This window comes from Pseudomonas sp. LBUM1658 (genome assembly GCF_059716055.1).
The window spans coordinates 1,120,293-1,140,562 of sequence record NZ_CP166798.1; the positions used below are offsets into that span (position 1 = coordinate 1,120,293).

Sequence of the window (20,270 nt, forward strand, 5' to 3'; positions counted from 1 at the left end):
GATGAATCAGCCAACCATTACTCGTAGCTGGGTTGCCTCCGCCAACGACCACGCCGACTTCCCGCTGCAGAATCTGCCGCTGGGTGTGTTCAGCATCAAGGGCGGTGCCCCGCGCAGCGGCGTGGCAATTGGTGAGCACATCTTCGACCTGGAGGCGGCGCTGGATGCCGGTCTGTTTGACGGTGCCGCACGCACGGCGGTCGAAACCACCCGCGGCGGCCAATTGAATGCATTTTTCGATCTGGGTCGCGGTGCCCGGGTCGCGTTGCGCGAACGTCTGCTGGAGCTGTTCGCCGAAGGCAGCACCCTGCATGGCAAGATCGAAGCCCAGGGCGCGAAATTGCTGCCGCTGGCGGCGAACTGCCAAATGCACCTGCCGGCAAAGATCAACGACTACACCGATTTCTACGTTGGCATCGAGCACGCGCAAAACGTCGGCAAGCTGTTTCGTCCCGACAACCCGCTGCTGCCGAACTACAAATACGTACCGATCGGCTACCACGGCCGCGCATCGACTATTCGTCCGTCCGGTACTGATGTGCGTCGACCAAAAGGCCAGACCCTGCCGGCCGGCCAGTCCGAGCCGACTTTCGGCCCGTGCGCGCGCCTGGATTATGAGCTGGAACTGGGTATCTGGATCGGTCAGGGCAATGACCTGGGCGACTCGATCGCCATTGGTGATGCCGCCGAACACATCGCCGGTTTTTGCTTGCTCAACGACTGGTCGGCACGGGATATCCAGGCGTGGGAATACCAGCCGCTGGGTCCGTTTCTGTCGAAAAGTTTTATCACCAGCATTTCGCCGTGGGTGGTGACCGCCGAAGCGCTGGAGCCATTCCGCCGTGCCCAGCCGGCTCGCCCGGAAGGTGATCCACAACCGTTGCCGTACCTGTTCGACAAGCGCGATCAGGCTGGCGGTGCCTTCGACATCGAACTGGAAGTGCTGCTGCTGACCGAGTCGATGCGTGAGCAGAACCTGCCGGCCCATCGTCTGACCTTGAGCAACACCAAACACATGTACTGGACCGTAGCGCAGTTGGTCGCGCACCACAGCGTCAACGGCTGCCAGTTGCAGGCCGGTGACCTGTTCGGATCGGGCACTCTCTCGGGGCCTGAGAATGGTCAGTTCGGCAGCCTGCTGGAAATCACCGAGGGCGGTAAAAAGCCGATCGAACTGGCGTCGGGCGAGGTGCGCAAATTCCTCGAAGATGGCGACGAAATCATCCTGCGTGCTCGTTGCAACGCAGACGGTGTTGCCTCCATCGGCTTCGGCGAATGCCGCGGCAAAATCCTCCCGGCACGTTAAGGGGTTCGAGCCATGGAACTCTATACTTACTACCGCTCGACCTCTTCCTATCGGGTGCGCATTGCGCTGGCGCTCAAAGGCCTGGATTACCAGGCACTGCCGATCAACCTGATCGCCCCCCAGGGCGGCGAGCATCGGCAGTCCACATACCTGGGCATCAACCCCCAGGGCCGTGTGCCGGCCTTGCGCACCGATGAAGGCGATTTGCTGATCCAGTCACCGGCGATCATCGAGTACCTCGAAGAGCGTTATCCACAGCCGCCGCTGCTGTCCAAAGACTTGGCGACCCGCGCTCACGAACGTGGGGTGGCGGCATTGATCGGTTGCGACATTCATCCGCTGCACAACGTCAGCGTGCTCAACCTGCTGCGCCAATGGGGCCACGACGAGGTCCAGGTGGTGCAGTGGATCAGCCACTGGATCACCCAGGGGCTGGCGGCGGTCGAACACTTGATCGGCAACCAGGGTTACTGCTTCGGCGATGAGCCGGGATTGGCGGAGGTTTACCTGATCCCGCAGCTGTATGCGGCCGAGCGGTTCAATATCTCCCTTGAAAGCTACCCGCGGATTCGCCGGGTGGCAGCATTGGCGGCCCAGCATCCGGCGTTTTTCAAGGCGCATCCGGCACAGCAACCGGATACTCCAGCAACTTGAGCGGACACTGATCCCTGTAGGAGCGAGCTTGCTCGCGATGGACTCAAGGGCAGCGCGTTTATTCAGAAAACACGCGTTATCGTTAACGTTCATCGCGAGCAAGCTCGCTCCTACAGGGGCGTACCTTTTGCTTAACTGACTGGCATTAGGGCTTGCCCGGGTTCAAACCGGGAACTCCTTTACGTTTTAAACCGCAGACATCGTTTACAGGTGTGAAATACAATCAGGAGACGCTGGCCTGGATCAGGCGCAGCCCCCATCCGGTAGGAATGGAGCCGTCTTCCCGTTGCAGATGATTGGTAGAAGTTCTGAGACGTTCCTTCAACCGGGCTTGGGCGGCGGACGTTAGCCGATCCACATCGTAGGTATCACTCAGTGATGCCCAAAGCTCGTCGAATTGCGGATACCACTCGACATCCATATCTTCAAACTCCACACAGGTAAAACTTGCATTCAGCAACTCGAGCCATCCCGCCTGGGTTCGTGTGCGTGGATCGCCCATTGGCAAATGCGCCAGCGCATCTTGCTGGGCGATGGCTCGAAAAGCATCCAGATACAAAGTACCGACCTCTCCCAACAAGAAACCTCGTCCCACGATCACTGCCAGCTTCCCGTCATCGCGCAGAACGCGGCGGATCTCGATCAGGACTTGTTCCAGGTCATCCATCAGCATCAGGGCCAGATGGGAGAGAACAAAATCAACACTGCCTGTTGCCGTCGATAGTGCCTGAGCCCGTTCTTTCAGCAGGAGCACATTGTCAGGCAGGATCGAGCGCGCTACGTCCAGTTCGGCCTGGCTCATGTCCACGCCGATCAATTGCAATGCCGGTTGTTGTCGGTTCGCCAGCAATGCCAGCAAGTGTCCGTTACCGCAGGCGAGATCCAACACTGTCAGCGTCGCGCTTGAAGTGGGAATGAGCGATGCCAGCGTTGCGTACGAGGAGACCACCTTACCCGAGGTGCTGAGATGGGCAAATGCAGCACTGGTTGTCCCGGGCCGACGTTGGTGAAAATCCTGCAGAAACCGTTCAGCGGGGGAAGGAACGTTCATGACAGCCTCATCCATGGGTGGACAGGCAGTGTACGGAAAAGCGGGAAGGGCGACGAAACGCTACTCAATGCACAATCGAATTCGGCGGCAAATGCCCCAGCCGTTCGGTCAGCCGCAACCGCTGGATCGGATCCTCACTGAGCAACAACGCATGCTCCAGGTCGAAGCGTTCGGCATTCGGGCAATCGAGTCGTTGGTAGAGGCTGGCGCGGGCCAGGTAGTCGGAGGCGCTGGCGTTGCCCAGTTCCAGCACGCGCTCGGCGTCGATCAAGGCGCCGAGGTTATCGTCGTTGGCCAGGTGCAGTTGGCGCAGGTTGCGTGACAGGCGCTGCAGCATCTGCACCGGCTCTGCGCTGAGCAAATGCTCGGCGCTGAGCTTCATGTTCTGGCCATATTGGCGTTGCAGCAGGTCGCGGCAGTCATTGGGGTACAGGCGCCGCCCACCACAAGGGTCGAGCAGATGATCGGCGCCCGGCACGCGCAGTAGAAAATGCCCAGGGAAGTTGACCCCGACCAGCGGTATCTCCAGGCGCCTGGCCAACTCGAGGGCGATCAATCCCAAAGCCAGCGGCTGTCCGCGTTTGCGTTCCAGGACTTTATTGACCAATGCGGCCTGGGGCCGTAGCGGGGTGGCGTCATCCTGGGCAAACCTCAGGTCATTCATCCGGCGCAGCAGGGGTTGCCCGAGTTCGCTCACCGGCAGCAGGGGTAAGCCGCAGCTGACCCGTTGTTCCAGCTCCTTGAATTTGTGCAACAGCGCCGCTGGTTCTACCGCCGGATCATGCTCGACAGCTATCCACACCGCCGCTTCAAAGAGCGCTGGCGGGGAGCGTTGCAGACAGGCGAAAAACGCTTGGCGCGGGGTCATTAAAATCTCCGGTCACTGCCTCGTTTTAGCCCCGTCTCCGGCTTTCGTCCAGTGCTATACACATGAGGTTGCAGGTTATTTCCTAAAGCGTGAAAGCCGCCTCGGCTTATTCCTGTGCGTTTCTGCAATCTTTCGCCACAAGCCTATACTGGCGACTAGAAGCTTGATTCGGGAGCCCGATGATGTTTGCTCTCATGCAAAGCACCCGCCTTGAATCGCTGCACCTGAGTGTTGACCCAGTGACCGGTTTGAAGGCGGTGATTGCTATTCATTGCAGTCGCCTGGGACCTGCCCTTGGCGGTTGTCGATACCTTGCCTACCCCGACGACGAAAGTGCCGTGGCGGATGCCATGCGCCTGGCTCAGGGGATGAGTTACAAGGCTGCCTTGGCCGGACTGCCCCAGGGCGGCGGCGTAGCGGTGATCATGCGTCCGCCTCATGTCGAAAGCCGTTCCGCATTGTTTGAAGCCTTCGGTCGCTGCGTCGAACAACTCGACGGTCGCTATATCACCGCCATCGACAGCGGCACCTCGGTTGCCGATATGGATTGCATCGCCCAACAAACCCAACATGTCACCAGCACCACTGCAGCGGGCGACCCTTCGCCGCATGCCGCCATGGGTGTATTCGCCGGAATCCGCGCCACCGCCATCGCCCGCCTGGGCATCAATAACCTCGAGGGCTTGCGGATTGCCGTTCAGGGTCTGGGCAATGTCGGTTTCGCGCTTGCCGAACAGTTGCATGCCGCCGGTGCCGAGTTGCTGGTCAGCGACATCGACCCCGGCAAAGTGCAATTGGCCATGGAGCAACTCGGTGCCCATCCGATTGCCAACGAATCACTGCTCAGCACTCCCTGCGACATTCTCGCGCCTTGTGGCCTGGGCGGCGTGCTTAACAGCCACAGCGCCGCCCAATTGCGCTGCGCGGCGGTAGCCGGTTCGGCGAACAATCAACTGACCAACCTGCAAGTCGCCGATCAACTGGAGAGTCGCGGAATTCTGTATGCGCCGGATTACGTGATCAATTCCGGCGGGCTGATTTACGTTTCGTTGAAACATCACGGCGAGGAGTTGCCGGTGATTACCGCGCACCTGTCGAAAATCGGCGCGCGGCTGACCGAAGTTTTCGCTCATGCCCAGGCCGAAAAACGCTCCCCGGCGCGGGTGGCGGACGAGTTGGCGGAGCGTCTGCTGTACCCCTAGGAGCAAAGGCCCGACCCTGGCCAACTTGCTCCACAGCCCAGCGTCACGAGCGCCGGGCTTATCAGCTTCACGCTTATCCGGCGTGCGAGGAGCTGTGCCATGCCTCATAACAAGGTCGATCTTCCCTACACCCGTTATTTATCCCCCGATGGTCAATTGCTCGGTGAGCTGCCTGCCTGGGCGGATGATTTCAACCTGCTGACGCGCCTCTACCGGCAGATGGTGTTGACTCGCCTGTTCGATCACAAAGCCGTCGCTCTGCAACGCACCGGGCGCATCGGTACCTACGCGCCGACCCTCGGCCAGGAGGCGATCGGCGTGGCGCTCGGCAGCCTGATGCACGCCGAAGATGTGCTGGTGCCGTATTACCGCGACACTGCCGTGCAGTTGATGCGCGGAGTGCGGATGGAAGAAATCCTCCTGTACTGGGGCGGTGACGAACGTGGCAGCAATTTTGCCGAGCCGGCGGTGGCTCAGGACTTTCCGATCTGTGTACCGATTGCGACCCAGGCGCTGCATGCCTGCGGTGTCGCCAGCGCGTTCAAAATTCGTGGCGAACACCGGGTGGTGGTGACCACCTGCGGTGACGGCGGTACCAGCAAAGGCGATTTTCTCGAGGCGCTTAACGTGGCGGGCGCCTGGCAGTTGCCGGTGGTGTTCGTGATCAACAACAACCAGTGGGCGATCTCGGTGCCGCGGCGGATTCAGTGCGGCGCGCCGACCCTGGCGCAGAAAGCGATTGGTGCCGGGTTCCACGGCGAACAGGTCGACGGCAATGACATTCTCGCAGTCTATGACCGTGTGCAAATCGCCCTGGAGCGGGCGCGTCATGGCAAGGGCCCGGTGTTGCTGGAATGCGTGAGTTATCGCCTCGGCGATCACACCACCGCAGACGATGCCACGCGCTATCGTCCCGCCGAGGAGGTCAAGCACGCCTGGCTTGAAGAACCGATCAAGCGCCTGCAAACCTTCATGGTCGGGCAGGGCATCTGGGACGAAGGTCGCGAGCAGGCGCTGATTGCCGAGTGCCAGGGGCTGGTGCAATGCGCAGTGGATAACTTCGACGCGGCCGGCAATCAACCGCCCGAAGCGTTGATGGACTACATCTATGCTCAATGGCCGGCGGCCCTGGCTGAACAGCGCGAATGGTTTCTCGAACGGGTTGCCCGACGCGCGGGAGGTTCGGCTCATGAGTAATGGCAAAGTCAGCCTGCTGGAGGCGGTGAATCTGGCTCTGCATCGAGCCATGCGCGAAGACGAAAATGTCATCGTCCTCGGTGAAGACGTCGGCGTGAATGGTGGGGTGTTTCGCGCCACCCTGGGGCTACGGGACACCTTCGGCTTCAAGCGGGTAATCGACACGCCGCTGGCCGAAACCATGCTCGGCGGGCTGGTGATAGGCATGGCCGCTCAAGGCTTGAAACCGGTGGTGGAAATCCAGTTCATGGGTTTCATCTACGCCACCATGGAGCACCTGGTGTCCCACGCCAGCCGCATGCGCAACCGCACGCGGGGGCGGATCACCTGTCCGATGGTGCTGCGCAGTCCTATGGGTGCCGGGATTCGAGCGCCCGAGCATCACAGCGAAAGTACCGAGGCGCTGTTCGCGCATATACCGGGGTTGCGAGTGCTGATCCCATCGTCGCCGGCCCGAGCCTATGGCCTGCTGCTGGCGGCCATTGATGATCCGGATCCGGTGGTGTTTCTGGAACCGGCCCGACTCTACCGAATGAACCCGCAACCGCTGATCGATGACGGTAAACGTCTGCCGCTCGATAGCTGTTTCACCTTGCGCGAAGGCCGCGACATCACCTTGATCAGCTGGGGTGCCAGCGTCACGGAAACCCTGCAGGCCGCCGACGCGCTGGCCAGGCAGGGCGTGTCGGCGGAGGTGATCGACGTCGCCTGCATCAAACCCTTGGACCTCGACACCCTGGAGGCTTCGGTGCGCAAGACCGGCCGGTGCGTGATCGTCCATGAAGCGCCGCGCTCCTGCGGTGTCGGCGCGGAAATCGCTGCCAGCCTCTACGAACGGGCGTTGCTGGAATTGCAGGCACCGATCCTGCGGGTCACTGCACCGGATATCCCGCCTCCGCTGTATCGGCTCGAGCAACTGTATATACCCGGTGTTGAAGACATTCTTCACGCCTGTGACAGCGTTCTGAATTTCGCCTGAGCCCGAGGAGGGAGTGATGAAATTTTTCAAACTGCCCGATCTGGGCGAAGGTCTTCAGGAAGCGGAAATCGTCAAATGGCACGTCAAGGTCGGAGATACGGTCAAGGTCGATCAATTGCTGGTCTCGGTGGAAACCGCCAAGGCGCTGGTGGATATTCCCGCGCCCTATGACGGGGTGGTGGCGAAAACCTACGGCGCAGCAGGCGACATCCTGCACGTCGGCGAGCCGTTGCTCGGTTATGAAGGCGAGGCGGATGCAGGCACGGTGGTCGGGCGCCTGGAAGGGGGTGGTAGCAGCCAGGACGATCAGTTTTTCGTCGGTGCCGCACCGTCGACCCGCGAGCATATGGCGACTCGCGCCACCCCGGCGGTGCGGCAACTGGCTCGGCAACTGGGCGTCGACTTGAGCGGGCTGAACGGTTCCGGTGCCGATGGCCTGATCACCCGCAGCGACGTCGAGCGCGCATCCCGGACCGAACGCGAAAAATTTGGCGGCGAGAAGTTGCGCGGCGTGCGTCGCAGCATGGCACTGAACATGGCCAGGTCCCACGCCGAAGTGGTGCCGGTGACGATCTTCGGCGATGCCGACTTGCATCGCTGGGGCCAGGCGCGGGATCCGTTGATTCGCCTGGCCAAGGCCATGGCCGCCGCCTGTGAGGTAGAACCGGGTTTGAACAGCGCGTTCGACGGCAAGTCGCTGTCGATCAAGCAGCACCAGACACTCGACTTGGGCATCGCCGTGGACACCGCGGACGGTTTGTTCGTACCGGTGCTGCGCGATGTCGGCAAGCGTGCCTCGGCAGACCTCAAAGAGGGCATGAATCGATTGCGCGCCGACGTGCAGGCGCGCTCGATACCGCCCCAGGAAATGATGGGTGCGACCTTGACCCTGTCCAATTTCGGCACCTTGTTCGGGCGGTACGCCAACCCGGTGGTGGTGCCACCACAAGTGGCAATTCTCGCCGCCGGCGCCATTCGTGACGAACCGGTCGCAATGAACGGCAAGGTCGTAGTGCATCCGATCCTGCCACTGTCCTTGACCTTCGATCACCGGGCGGTGAATGGCGGCGAGGCGGCGCGGTTCTTCAAGGCGTTGGTCGAGGAGCTGGAAAAACCTGAGGATTAGCTTTTTCCACAAGCATGAAAAAGGCCCTGAGTCAGTGAATCAGGGCCTATTCAATTCGGGAGTTGCTTACTTGGCGGACTTGACTGACTTGGCGGCTTTCGCGGGCTTTACGGGCTCAGCTGTTTCTGTCGCTTCAACCGCTTCAACCGGTTCGGCTGCTTCAGTCACTTCCGGCGCTTCAACCGGCTCAGCTGCTACGGCCGGCGCGTTAAGCAATTCGGACAGGGCGTCCGGTTGGCTCTTGAATGCCTTGGCGAACACATCGCGGTTTTTCGCCATGTAGATCCCGGCTTCTTCCACTTGCTGCTCGGTCAGCGACGGAACGGCTTTTTGCAACACTTCAGCCAGCAACTCGGCCAGCTCGAGCATTTTGTCATGACGGTCAGCTTCGGCTTTATCCATGAACAAACGCTCCAGATCTCGGCTGCTGCGGTATACCACTTCGACGGCCATTTACCACCTCACATGCCTTCACGATAAGTTGTCTTTTGCGACTACTGTATTTTTATACAGCTAAAAGCATAAGCGAATCTCGGCGCTTTGGGTAGTGGCTTTTCAATGTAGCTGTGTTTTAGGGTTTGCCTGCAACCTGTGGGAGCGAGCTTGCTCGCGATGATGGACGTTAACGATAACGCTTTTTTTCTGAATGAACGCGCCGTCCTTGAGTCCATCGCGAGCAAGCTCGCTCCTACAATGGGTCACATTTCTGGACGTAGTCATCGGACATTTCCCGCAAGTTGTGGCGGTTTGTATGAACTGGCGGGAGGTTGGCTGCATCGATAATCTTTGGGTGTCACTGCAAATTCAGTGACAGGGTGTAGGAACCCTTTAAGCACCAGAGACTCGTTCGCGTCGATGCTGATTGCGGCGCCTAACGTGCGTCCGTAAGATCCGTTTCGGCGGCTGTACGCGGGCACGTTTCGACGTGGCCGAGTCTCTCTAGTGCTCGGTATTCCTACCCCGCGTATAGCTGCCACCCAAGCCCGTAGGAAGGCCGTTGGCAGCTCCCATGCGTAACTGGAGCTCTCAAATGAAAACACTTACCCCCGATCCACCCTTTGCCACAGATTCCACCCATCGCTACATGCCCCTCACCAGCAACGATTGCGATATCCCGACCCTGCTCGTCGACACCCAGGCGCCCCTCGATGTGCTGCAGGACGCTGCCGATTACCGTATCCGCGCCGTCGCTCAGTTGATGGAGAACCTGGCGATGCGCGAGGAGATTCATACCGATGCGGTGATCCTCCACGACTTTGCCCGGCTGTGTGCCATTGCGCTGCGCGATGGGTGTGATTTGCTGGATGTGCTCGGTCGGCGGTTACAGGCGCAGGTTTCGAAATAGGCACAATTAATCACCAGTCGATAGATTTCCGTTAACTGATCGGCATTGGACCTTGTCCGCGTAGCGTCAGACATACACCCCAGAAAGTGCCTCATGCCAACCCGCCACCCTCTCACTTATCAATCTCTGGCCTTTTTTCTGCATGTATATCAACCGTCACGTCAAACCCGCATGATCCGGTCGAACCGACCTAAGGAAGTACTATCGTGAAAATCAACTGGGCCGAGAACCTGCGGCAAAACGTCCATGAAGTGGCCGAATCCCTGGGCAATCTGTTTGTCGAGACCTTCCACTACCTGGCGCTGTTCGCCATTGGTGCGGTAACGGCCTGGGCGGCGGTGATGGAATTTCTGCAAATGATTGAAGAGGGTCATATCAAGATCGATGACATTCTGCTGTTGTTCATCTACCTCGAGCTGGGTGCGATGGTTGGCATTTACTTCAAGACCAACCACATGCCGGTGCGCTTCCTGATCTATGTGGCGATCACCGCGCTGACCCGTCTGCTGATTTCCAACGTTTCGCACCACAGTCCGCCAGACCTGGGAATTATTTATCTGTGCGGTGGGATTTTGCTGCTGGCGTTTGCGATTCTGGTGGTGCGTTACGCCTCGTCGCAGTTCCCTTCGGTGAAAGTCGAACGCCCGCAACGCAAGGGCGCCGCGGGTTCGACTGAGTATCTGGAAGTGGAAAAGGGCGAGCTTTAACGCTTCAAATCCCTATCGCGCGGGAGGGCTGGCTGGCCAGTCGACCTTTGCGCGGTAGCGGCAGTTTGAGGGTGTCGCTGTCGGTCATGGCCTCGAGAATCTCCATGGCGCTGTGGCCATGCTCGATGGCGATGCCAAATTGAATACTTTGCACCAGCCGTGTCAGACGCTGCGGATCATTGCGCTGTTCGGCACTGATCATGCGCTTGGCCACCACCTGGCCGGAGTTGGAAAGAGTCAGCATGATGCGCCCGTCGAGCCCCTGAATGCTCAGGTTGACCTGATACTGCGGGGCAAAGGCTTCGGTAATAATCTGAAATGGATTGTCCATATTGCGTTACCGCCTGATTGGAACATTGCAGTCATTGACCAGTGGTAATCAGGATTAGTTCGTATTTCCAGACCACCGGCAGGTCGTTCGCTGAGGTTTCACAAGTCCATTTTCCTCATGAGTGTTCAAAGCAAAGGGCATGCCGTGCCGCCGTTCGCTCAGTTTGCCGCAGACCGGTGGCGAGGGAGCTTGCTCCCGCTGGAGCGTGATAGCGGTCCTAAAACCTGCCAGCCGGTTCTACCAGGCACACCGCATGTGCAGGTTTTTACGACTGCTGCGCCCGAGCGCGGACCGGCCGGCGGGAGCAAGCTCCCTCGCCACAGGGGGCTGCGTTCGCGCTCCTTTTCTTCATCTCAATAAAAAGGCGGGCTCACTGGCCCGCCTTTCATGCTGTGCCCGTTTCAGGGCATAAACGAGAAGATAATCGCCGACAACGCCACCAAACCGATCACGACCACGAACACATTCGACAATTGCCCGGAGTACTGGCGCAGCGCCGGCACCCGGTGAATCGCATACATTGGCATCAGGAACAGCAGGCAGGCGATGATTGGCCCGCCAAGGGTTTCGATCATTCCGAGGATGCTCGGGTTGAAGGTCGCCACGGCCCAGCAGGTGAGCACCATGAACAGCGCAGTCGCACGGTTCAGCCAGCTCGCCGAGATGACCCGGCCACGGCTGCGCAGGCTTTTCACGATCAACCCCTGGAAGCCTTCGCTGGCGCCGATGTAGTGGCCGAGGAAGGATTTGGTGATTGCTACCAGTGCAATCAGTGGCGCGGCATAGGCGATGACCGGGGTCTGGAAGTGGTTGGCCAGGTAGGACAGGATCGAGATGTTCTGCGCCTTGGCGGCCGCCAGGTCAGCCGGTGACAACGCCAGCACGCAGCTGAAGCAGAAGAACATCACCGTCAGTACCATCATGCTGTGGGCGATCGCCAGGATGCCGCTGCTCTTGCTTTCGGCCTGCTCGCCGTAACGCTGCTTCTGGTCGACTGCAAATGCGGAAATGATCGGTGAATGGTTGAACGAGAACACCATCACTGGAATCGCCAGCCACAGGGTTTTGAAAAACATGGGCAGCGGCATGCCTTCGCTAGCGGAGGCAAAGAACGAACCGTTCCAGTTGGGGATCAGGCTCAAACCGAGCAGCAGCAGGGCGGCGACGAATGGGTAGACCAGCACGCTCATGGCCTTGACGATCACACTCTGGCCGCAGCGCACGATGGCCATCAAACCGAGGATCAGTAGCAGCGAGAGGATCGCCCGTGGTGGCGGGGTGATGTGCAGTTGATGCTCCATGAAGCTGCTCAGGGTGTTGGTCAGCGCGACGCTGTACACCAGCAGGATCGGGAAGATCGCAAAGAAATACAGCAGTGTGATCAGCTTGCCGGCGCCAACGCCGAAGTGCTCTTCAACCACTTCGGTGATGTTGCCGGAACGCCCGGACAATACGAAGCGGGTCAGGCCCCGGTGGGCGAAGAACGTCATCGGGAAGGCCAGCACTGCCAGCACCAGTAGTGGCCATAAACCGCCCACGCCGGCGTTGATCGGCAGGAACAAGGTGCCCGCGCCGATCGCGGTGCCATAGAGCCCGAGCATCCAGGTGGTGTCGTGTTTGCTCCAGCTTTTGCTGGTCGCAACAGTGTCTCGTGAAACCTCTACAGCGGGATTATCGGCAGCAGGTGTACGTACATCGGTCATCGGTATCGCCTCGTTATTGTTCTTGCTCGGGCTCACGCGGGTATGGCGCTCAGGGAATGCGCCTCAGCATTCCACCCAGCTCACCGCCAGGCCGCCCCGTGAAGTCTCTTTGTATTTGTCATGCATATCGGCGCCGGTATCGCGCATGGTGCGGATCACCCGGTCCAGGGAAATGAAGTGTTTGCCATCGCCGCGCAGGGCCATTTGCGTGGCGTTGATCGCCTTCACGGCGGCGATTGCGTTGCGTTCGATGCAGGGCACTTGCACCAACCCGCCGACCGGGTCGCAGGTCAGTCCGAGGTTGTGTTCCAGGCCGATCTCGGCGGCGTTTTCCAGTTGCTCCGGGGTGGCGCCGAGGATATCGGCGAGCCCGGCGGCGGCCATGGCGCAGGCCGAGCCGACTTCACCCTGGCAGCCGACTTCGGCACCGGAGATCGAAGCGTTTTTCTTGCACAGGATGCCCACCGCCGCAGCGCCGAGAAAGAACGCCACGACATCGTCGTCGCAGGCTTCGGGATTGAACTTCATGTAGTAATGCAGCACGGCCGGGATGATCCCGGCGGCGCCGTTGGTCGGCGCGGTGACCATGCGCCCGCCGGCGGCGTTTTCTTCGTTCACGGCCAGGGCAAACAGGTTGACCCACTCCATCGCCGACAAGGTCGAACTGATGACATTCGGTTTGCCGATTTCCAGCAGGCTGCGGTGCAATTTCGCGGCGCGGCGCGGCACATTCAGGCCTCCCGGCAGGATGCCCTCGTGGCGCAGGCCTTGTTCGACGCACTCGCGCATCACCGACCAGATATGCAACAGACCGCTGCGGATTTCAGCGTCACTGCGCCAGGCCCGTTCATTGGCCATCATCAGTTCGGAAACCCGCAGGCCATGCTGGTTGCAGAGGGAGAGCAGTTCAGCTGCGCTGGAGAAATCGTAGGGCAACTCGATATCGCCGGCAGGGGAAACACCGGATTCGGCTTCGGCCGCTTCGACAATGAAACCGCCGCCGACCGAGTAATAGGTCTGTTCCCAGAGCTCGCCGGTTTCACCAAAAGCCGTCAGAGACATAGCGTTCGGGTGGTAGGGCAGGCTTTCGTCAAGCAATAGCAGATCGCGCTGCCAATTGAAGGCGATGGTCGAGCGACCGGCCAGCGACAGTTCTCCGGACTCATGCAGCAGCTGAATGCGCGGGCCGATGCTGGTCGGATCAATGCTGTCGGGCCATTCGCCCATCAGCCCCATCACACAGGCACGGTCGGTGGCATGGCCAACGCCGGTGGCGGAGAGTGAACCGTACAGGCGGATTTCCACCCGCCGGACCTCGTCCAGCAACCCCTGGTCAAACAGCGATTGGGCAAAGGTCGCGGCGGCCCGCATAGGCCCGACGGTATGGGAGCTGGACGGCCCGATACCGACTTTGAATAGATCGAAAACACTGATAGCCATGCTAAACCCTTACAAGCAATGGAGTAGGAATCGCTGCCATTTTTTGTAGGACGAGCGCAATGTCGGCGATACTGCCTCCCTCGGTCTGCACTGACCAACGAAACTTCCTAAGACAGCCTTTAGCAGGACTAAACGATGAGTCGTCAATTGCACGCCCAGACCTACGTTTGGCTGCATGTGTTTTCCTGTGCCGCGCGGCACCTGTCGTTCACCCGTTGCGCCGAAGAACTGCACATCACACCGGGTGCAGTCAGTCAGCAGATTCGGCAACTGGAAGAACGGCTGGGTTTTCGCCTGTTTCACCGTCGCGCCCGGGGGGTGGAGTTGAGCGCTGAAGGCCAGCGACTGGCCATTACGGTCAACGAGGCCTACGGCAGCATCGATGCAGAATTGCGACGACTGGACGCCGGAATGATCAGCGGGATTCTGCGGGTGCGTTCGATTCCGTCGTTCCTCAGCAAATGGCTGACCCCGCGTCTGCCGCGTTTGCAGCAGCGATTCCCGGATATTCAACTGCGTCTGGTGGCCGAGGACAGTAGCGTGCCGTTGCATGAAGGCGATTTCGATCTGGCCATCGACCTCAACGACGGCAGTTATCCCGGCTTGTTATCCACAGCCTTGCTCGATGAGCAGATTTTCCCGGTCTGTGCTCCCAGCCTGCTGCGCGGCCGACCGCCGCTGCACGGACCAGCGGCCCTGGTGCATTTTCCGTTGCTGCACGACATCACCGCCTGGCGCGGCAGTTATGAATACGCGGAGTGGGAGTTCTACCTGAACGCCATCGGCTTCGAAGGCGCGGATGTGCGGCGCGGGCACACTTTCAATCGCAACCACCTGACCATTGAGGCGGCGATTGCCGGCATGGGCGTGGCCATTGCCCGCCGTACCCTGCTCAATGACGAACTGGAGCGCGGTACTTTGATCGTGCCTTTTGGCCTCGCGGTACCCAATCACAAGCGTTATGTATTGCTCTATGCGCCGGGTGCGCTGAGCCATCCGGGCGTGCGCGCGGTGCATGACTGGCTGGTGGAGGAAGCGGGGATCTTTCGCAGCCTGCACCCTTTGGGCGAGGGGCAGTTGTGAGGAATGGGGAGGGGGCGGTGCGACCCAACTCCCGACATTAACAGCGCATTTGCCCTTTGTCCGGCTTTTTTGCGAATCCATATTTATCTTTTTTTAGGGGTTGAATTGTTCTGCGAGCAGACCGATTGTGTAAGTAAGAGGTCACGGTGATCACGCCCAACGGGCAACCGGGGAGCCTCTCGCGAGCTAGCTGAAATAAGGGATGAACTATGCAAATCCAAGTCAACAGCGATAACCATATTCAAAGCAGCATCCGACTGGAGGAGTGGGTACGTACTACCATTGAGAGCACGCTCGAACGATACGAAGAAGACCTGACCCGGATCGAGGTTCACCTGCGGGACGAGAACGGCGACAAACCCGGTCCCCACGATATGCGCTGCCAGCTGGAGGCGCGGCCAAAAGGCCATCAACCGGTTTCGGTCACCCATAAAGCCGATACGCTGGAACTGGCGATCGAAGGTGCAGCCACCAAGCTCGATCATGCGCTGGAACACATGTTCGGCAAACTGCGCAGCAAACGCGCCGCAACGGCGGCAAATGAAGATGGAGGCCAGGCAGACGCGCTGCTTGAAGAAGAATTCCTGGAAAATGAACAGGCCGCACTCAATAGCTGAAGCCTGACACACACCTATACCACCCAATGAAAACGGGCCTGCAATTGCAGGCCCGTTTTTTTTTGGGCAATGGCTGTTCGATTTGAAAACATTCGCGGGCACGCCCTAATGCCAGTCAATCAAGGATTTTGAGACGAGCATCGCACCTGTGGCGAGGGAGCTTGCCCCCGCCGGCCGGTCCGCGCTCGGGCGCAGCAGTCGTAATTCGGCTGATGCGGTGTGTCTGAAATACATGGGTTGCAGGTTTTGGGGCTGCTTCGCAACCCAGCGGGAGCAAGCTCCCTCGCCACAGTTGATCGAGGTGCCAGAAATATTTTGTATATGAGAATATTTATCATTAGTATTGGCGCTTATTGATCCAGGTCTGGCAACAGTCCGCCGCTGGATGCCTCTCTTTAATCGAGTCCGCTTTTGATGATCACTACGCCCCCCGAATCCCGGGACGCTGACAGCGCTGAAACCTCGGGCGGGCGTGCGCATTTCCTGCAGGTGTTTTTGTCCCAGCGCCCGCAGATGGAAGCGCTGGTCAGCCGCCGGGTGGGTTGTCGGGCGACGGCGGCTGATCTGGTGCAGGATTTGTTCCTGCGTTTCTGGCGCCGACCGCTGGTGCAGGTCGAAGAACTCAGTACCTATCTGCTGCGCTGTGCGGGCAACATTGCTATTGATCATTTGCGCAGCGAAGGCGCGCGGGTGCGGGTCAATGAAGGCTGGTTGCCGGAGCAACAGGGCAACCAGCGTACTGAACCGCAAGCGGCGCTCGAGGCTGGTAATGACCTGCGCTACGTCGAGGCCGCGTTGCGCAGCTTGCCCGAGCGCACGCGGCAGATCTTCTTGCTCAACCGCATTCACGGCCGCAAGTACGCCGAGATCGCCCAGGCCATGGGGTTGTCCCAAAGCGCCGTGGAAAAACATATGATGCGCGCCCTCGAAGTCTGCAAGGCAAGCTTGCGAGAACCTTCGAAACCACGCTCGCCAGGGAAAGCACCGTGATCAATACCTCTCGCGTCACCCCGACGCCCGTCCAGGAACAGGCCGCACTGGCCTGGCTGAGCCTGTTGCATGATCAGCCGAGCAGCGGCGATCAGGTCACGTTCAGTCGCTGGTTGCAGGCCGATCCGGCCCACGTCGAGGCTTATGCCCAGGCCCAGGTGCTCTGGGAGTTGAGCGAAGCCCCGGCGAGCAGGCTGGCGCAGGAAGATGCCTTCGCCTTGCAGGGTTACCTCAATGCCATGAACAGTTCTCGGCGCACTTCGCTGCGACGCTGGTCCGGTGCCTTGGCCATGGCCGCCTGTTTGCTGCTGATGATTTCCCTGGGCGCCGGTTGGCAACCATCGCGCTGGGTCGATGATTTGGGCGCGGACTATGTCTCGGCGCCGGGCGAAGTGCGGACCGTCATCCTGGCCGATCAATCCCGGGTCACCCTGGATGCCGACAGCGCGATTGCCGTGGATTTCAGCCGGGGAGAACGGCATATCCAGCTGCGGCGCGGTGCCGGATTTTTCAGCGTGACCCACACCGGCGAGCCGTTCGTGGTCGAGGCCGAAGGGGGCGAGGCGCGAGTGCTCGGCACTCAGTTCGAGGTGCGCCTGCAGCCGGCGGGCGCCCAAGTGACGGTGCTGTCGGGCCGGGTCGGGGTGAGCGCTGACAAGGGCGCAGCGCAACAAATCCTCACGGCCGGTCAGCAAGTGGCCTATGCCGCGGGCTCGGCGCAAATACTCCATGGCGTCGACAGCGAAGCGCAGCTGGCCTGGCGTCAGGGCTGGCTGAATTACTACAAGGCACCCTTGGCCGACGTGGTCAAAGATCTGGGGCGTTATTACCCGGGGCGGATTGTGCTGCTCAATGATGAACTGGCTGCTCGTCGGGTCAGTGGCAGTTTTCCCAGCAAGGATCCACAGGCGGTGTTGAATTCCCTGCAGGGGGTGTTGGGGTTTGAGCAGCACAGTGTGTTGGGGCATCTGATTATTTTGCGGTGATGGAACAGGCGCAAAAGATCAAAAGATCGCAGCCTATCGGCAGCTCCTACAGGAGAACGCGGTCGGCGTAGGAGCTGCCGCAGGCTGCGATCTTTTTGCAGGCGACGCGGACTGACCTATCCCAAAGAAATATTTTAAAATATCTGGTGAGGTAAACCCGCCCGACAATCGTGTAGTGCTTGAAAGTGCGATTCATTCGCATCCGTAGCATTTCTACACACAGGTCATGAGCATGAAGTCCAGGGCAACGTCGGCGGCAAGTGGTTCGGTTAAACAATGGTTCGGTGCCGGGGCACTGGCCGTTTCGGCTTTGGCCTTGTCACCCTTGAACGTGGCCCTGGCCGCGGATGCAGGCAGTTCCCAGCAGCGCGCGCAATTCAACTTCGCCATAGCGGCCAAGCCGCTGCCTCAGGCATTGAGTGACTTCAGCCGGGTCACCGGCATCAGCGTGGTCTACACCGATGAAGCGCCGTTCGGCATCACGGCGCCTGCGGTCAGCGGCCAGATGAGTGCCGGGCAGGCCATGCAACGCTTGTTGAGCAACTCCGGTTTCACCTTCCGCCAGACCGACGCCCATACCCTGGCCCTCGAACCGCAGCCTACCGAAGGCGCGCTGAACCTGGGGGCGACCACTATCACCTCGATCGTCCAGCAACCGATGAGCTATCAGCCGCCACCCACCAGTTCGGTGATGCGTTCCCAGGCATTGCTGCTGGAAATCCCCCAGACCGTCAACGTGATTCCGGCCCAGGTGATCCGCGACCAGGCGCCGCGCAATCTCGATGACGCGCTGGCGAATGTCAGCGGCATCACCCAGGGCAATACCTTGGGCAGCACTCAGGATTCGGTGATGACCCGGGGGTTTGGTGACAACCGCAACGGATCTATCATGCGCGACGGCATGCCGGTAGTGCAGGGCCGTGGCCTGAACGCTTCTGTGGATCGGGTCGAAGTGCTCAAGGGGCCGGCTTCCTTGCTCTATGGGATTCAAGACCCGGGCGGGGTGGTGAACATGGTCAGCAAGAAGCCTGAATTGGCGCAATACAACGCCTTGACTGTGCGCGGTTCGACTTATGGCGACGGCAAGAATGGCAGCGGCGGCAGTTTCGACAGCACGGGTGCGCTGGGGGATTCCGGGTTGGCTTACCGAATGGTCCTGGACCATGAAGACGAAGACTACTGGCGCAATTTCGGCACCCATCGCGAGAGCCTGATCGCGCCATCCCTGGCTTGGTTCGGCGAAAGCACCAAGCTGTTATTTGCTTATGAACACCGCGAGTTTCTCTCGCCGTTCGACCGTGGCACGGCCATCGACCCGGATACCAATCATCCGTTGGACATCCCCCGTGAGCGACGCCTGGATGAACCATTCAACAACATGGAAGGGCGCTCGGACCTGTATCACTTCGAAGCCGATCACCAGCTCAATGACAGCTGGAACGCGCACTTCGGCTACAGCTGGAACCGTGAAACCTACGACGCCAGCCAGGTCCGGGTCACGGCCATCAATACCCAAGGGGGCACGCTGACCCGCAGCATGGACGGCACCCAGGACGCCATCAGTACCGACCGTTTCACCACGGCCAGCCTTGAGGGCAAGGTCGATGTCGCCGGTATGCAACATGATCTGGTGTTCGGTATCGATGATGAATACCGCAAGATCTACCGTGCCGACCTGATCCGCCAGAAAAGCCTGACGACCTTCAGCTACGCCGATCCGGTCTACGGCCGTGAAGTGGCAGGCAGCACTGTCAGCCCTGCCGACAGTGCCCAGACCGATTTGCTGCGCAGCGATTCGGTATTCCTGCAGGACTCGATCCACCTCACCGATCAGTGGATCCTGGTGGGCGGTGCGCGCTTCCAGGAATACGACCAGTACGCCGGCAAGGGACGGCCGTTCAAGGCAAACACCGACAGCAACGGGCAGAAATGGGTGCCGCGCGCCGGGCTGGTGTATCGCTACACCGATGAGTTGTCGTTCTACGGCAGCTACACCGAATCGTTCAAACCCAACTCCACTATCGCACCGCTGAGCGGCAGCACTGTGGTACTCGACGGCGCCGTTGCACCGGAAGAAGCCAAGTCCTGGGAGCTGGGGGCCAAACTCGACATGCCAGGCCGCGTGACAGGCAACATCGCGCTGTTCGACATCAAGAAACGCAACGTGCTGGTGGCCAATTCCGAAGGCCCGACAACGATCTACAGCGCCGCCGGTGAGGTACGCTCCCGAGGTCTGGAAGTGGATTTGAGCGGCCAATTGAGTGATCGCTGGAGCATGATCGGCAGCTATGCCTACACCGATGCCGAAGTCATCGAAGACCCGACTTACAAAGGCAAGCGCCTGCAAAACGTGGCGAAGAACAGTGGCTCGCTGTCGGCGGTCTACGACTTCGGCAGCCTCCTCGGCGGCGACCAGCTTCGGGTCGGCGCCGGTGCGCGGTATGTCGGCGAGCGGGCCGGTAACGCGGTGAACGACTTCGACCTGCCGAGCTACACCGTGGCCGATGCCTTCGCCACCTACGACACCCAACTCGACGGGCAAAAGGTCAAGTTCCAGCTCAATGTGAAGAACCTGTTCGACCGTACCTACTACACCTCGGCAGCCAGCCGGTTCTTTGTCTCCATGGGTGATTCGCGGCAGGTGACGTTATCGAGTACGTTGGAGTTTTGAGGGTAGCCCGCTGT

Annotated in this window: 18 protein-coding genes and 1 pseudogene; 13 read left to right on the forward strand and 6 right to left on the reverse strand. The window is 60.0% G+C overall.

From position 1 onward, the window contains the following. Window position 1 precedes the first annotated feature (1 nt). Both fahA and maiA read left to right on the forward strand, forming a co-directional pair. On the forward strand, window positions 2-1,306 hold the full coding sequence (fahA, locus tag ACA064_RS05135) for a fumarylacetoacetase (protein ID WP_497672407.1): 1,305 nt from the start codon (window positions 2-4) through the stop codon (window positions 1,304-1,306). A gap of 12 nt (window positions 1,307-1,318) precedes the next feature. Next, a complete protein-coding gene (maiA, locus tag ACA064_RS05140) occupies window positions 1,319-1,960 on the forward strand; it encodes a maleylacetoacetate isomerase (protein WP_497672408.1) in 642 nt (213 codons plus the stop codon). Window positions 1,961-2,183: 223 nt separating this feature from the next. Here maiA and ACA064_RS05145 read toward each other — a convergent pair whose 3' ends face one another. Together ACA064_RS05145 and ACA064_RS05150 are read right to left on the reverse strand one after the other, a co-directional pair. Next, window positions 2,184-3,011, reverse strand: coding sequence for a class I SAM-dependent methyltransferase (locus tag ACA064_RS05145; RefSeq protein ID WP_497672409.1), 828 nt, complete (start codon window positions 3,009-3,011; stop codon window positions 2,184-2,186). A gap of 64 nt (window positions 3,012-3,075) precedes the next feature. Beyond that, on the reverse strand, window positions 3,076-3,879 hold the full coding sequence (locus tag ACA064_RS05150; protein ID WP_497672410.1) for a SirB1 family protein: 804 nt from the start codon (window positions 3,877-3,879) through the stop codon (window positions 3,076-3,078). A gap of 182 nt (window positions 3,880-4,061) precedes the next feature. On the opposite strand from ACA064_RS05150, the gene ACA064_RS05155 reads away from it, so the two are divergent. The 4 genes from ACA064_RS05155 (at window position 4,062) to ACA064_RS05170 (ending at window position 8,383) form a co-directional block, all read left to right on the forward strand. Continuing rightward, a complete protein-coding gene (locus ACA064_RS05155; protein WP_497674173.1) occupies window positions 4,062-5,081 on the forward strand; it encodes a Leu/Phe/Val dehydrogenase in 1,020 nt (339 codons plus the stop codon). Between the two features lie 99 nt (window positions 5,082-5,180). Then, the gene (gene pdhA, locus ACA064_RS05160) at window positions 5,181-6,278 is read left to right on the forward strand and encodes a pyruvate dehydrogenase (acetyl-transferring) E1 component subunit alpha (RefSeq protein WP_497672411.1); all 1,098 of its coding nucleotides are present in this window, start codon (window positions 5,181-5,183) and stop codon (window positions 6,276-6,278) included. Next, complete coding sequence (locus ACA064_RS05165; protein WP_497672412.1) at window positions 6,271-7,257, forward strand: alpha-ketoacid dehydrogenase subunit beta; 987 nt, start codon at window positions 6,271-6,273, stop codon at window positions 7,255-7,257. The genes pdhA and ACA064_RS05165 overlap by 8 nt, the downstream gene beginning before the upstream one ends. 16 nt (window positions 7,258-7,273) lie before the next feature. Further along, window positions 7,274-8,383, forward strand: coding sequence for a dihydrolipoamide acetyltransferase family protein (locus ACA064_RS05170; RefSeq protein WP_497672413.1), 1,110 nt, complete (start codon window positions 7,274-7,276; stop codon window positions 8,381-8,383). A gap of 198 nt (window positions 8,384-8,581) precedes the next feature. Here ACA064_RS05170 and ACA064_RS05175 read toward each other — a convergent pair. Beyond that, window positions 8,582-8,836, reverse strand: a pseudogene (locus ACA064_RS05175) (YebG family protein); the annotation flags it as partial. A 577-nt stretch (window positions 8,837-9,413) separates the two neighbouring features. On the opposite strand from ACA064_RS05175, the gene ACA064_RS05180 reads away from it, so the two are divergent. Beyond that, window positions 9,414-9,728: a hypothetical protein gene (locus ACA064_RS05180; RefSeq protein ID WP_497672414.1), complete on the forward strand. Its 315-nt coding sequence runs from the start codon at window positions 9,414-9,416 to the stop codon at window positions 9,726-9,728. Between the two features lie 206 nt (window positions 9,729-9,934). Next, a complete protein-coding gene (locus ACA064_RS05185; RefSeq protein WP_497672415.1) occupies window positions 9,935-10,435 on the forward strand; it encodes a phosphate-starvation-inducible protein PsiE in 501 nt (166 codons plus the stop codon). A gap of 4 nt (window positions 10,436-10,439) precedes the next feature. On the opposite strand, the gene ACA064_RS05190 is transcribed toward ACA064_RS05185, so the two are convergent. From ACA064_RS05190 to ACA064_RS05200, 3 genes are all read right to left on the reverse strand, one after another. Continuing rightward, the gene (locus ACA064_RS05190; protein WP_497672416.1) at window positions 10,440-10,766 is read right to left on the reverse strand and encodes a DUF3509 domain-containing protein; all 327 of its coding nucleotides are present in this window, start codon (window positions 10,764-10,766) and stop codon (window positions 10,440-10,442) included. Window positions 10,767-11,167: 401 nt separating this feature from the next. Next, a complete protein-coding gene (locus tag ACA064_RS05195) occupies window positions 11,168-12,469 on the reverse strand; it encodes a serine/threonine transporter (RefSeq protein ID WP_497672417.1) in 1,302 nt (433 codons plus the stop codon). A gap of 63 nt (window positions 12,470-12,532) precedes the next feature. Continuing rightward, the gene (locus tag ACA064_RS05200; protein ID WP_497672418.1) at window positions 12,533-13,909 is read right to left on the reverse strand and encodes an L-serine ammonia-lyase; all 1,377 of its coding nucleotides are present in this window, start codon (window positions 13,907-13,909) and stop codon (window positions 12,533-12,535) included. A gap of 135 nt (window positions 13,910-14,044) precedes the next feature. On the opposite strand from ACA064_RS05200, the gene ACA064_RS05205 reads away from it, so the two are divergent. From ACA064_RS05205 to ACA064_RS05225, 5 genes are all read left to right on the forward strand, one after another. After that, window positions 14,045-14,992, forward strand: a complete 948-nt coding sequence (locus ACA064_RS05205) for a LysR substrate-binding domain-containing protein (protein WP_497672419.1) — start codon at window positions 14,045-14,047, stop codon at window positions 14,990-14,992. Window positions 14,993-15,201: 209 nt separating this feature from the next. Then, a complete protein-coding gene (locus ACA064_RS05210; protein ID WP_497672420.1) occupies window positions 15,202-15,609 on the forward strand; it encodes an HPF/RaiA family ribosome-associated protein in 408 nt (135 codons plus the stop codon). Window positions 15,610-16,023: 414 nt separating this feature from the next. Next, a complete protein-coding gene (locus ACA064_RS05215) occupies window positions 16,024-16,599 on the forward strand; it encodes an RNA polymerase sigma factor (RefSeq protein WP_497672421.1) in 576 nt (191 codons plus the stop codon). Beyond that, window positions 16,596-17,585 (forward strand): FecR family protein, encoded by a 990-nt coding sequence (locus ACA064_RS05220; protein WP_497672422.1) that lies wholly within the window; start codon window positions 16,596-16,598, stop codon window positions 17,583-17,585. The genes ACA064_RS05215 and ACA064_RS05220 overlap by 4 nt, the downstream gene beginning before the upstream one ends. Window positions 17,586-17,817: 232 nt before the next feature. Further along, entirely contained in the window at window positions 17,818-20,256 is a 2,439-nt protein-coding gene (locus ACA064_RS05225) for a TonB-dependent siderophore receptor (RefSeq protein WP_497672423.1), read from the forward strand. Window positions 20,257-20,270 lie beyond the last annotated feature (14 nt).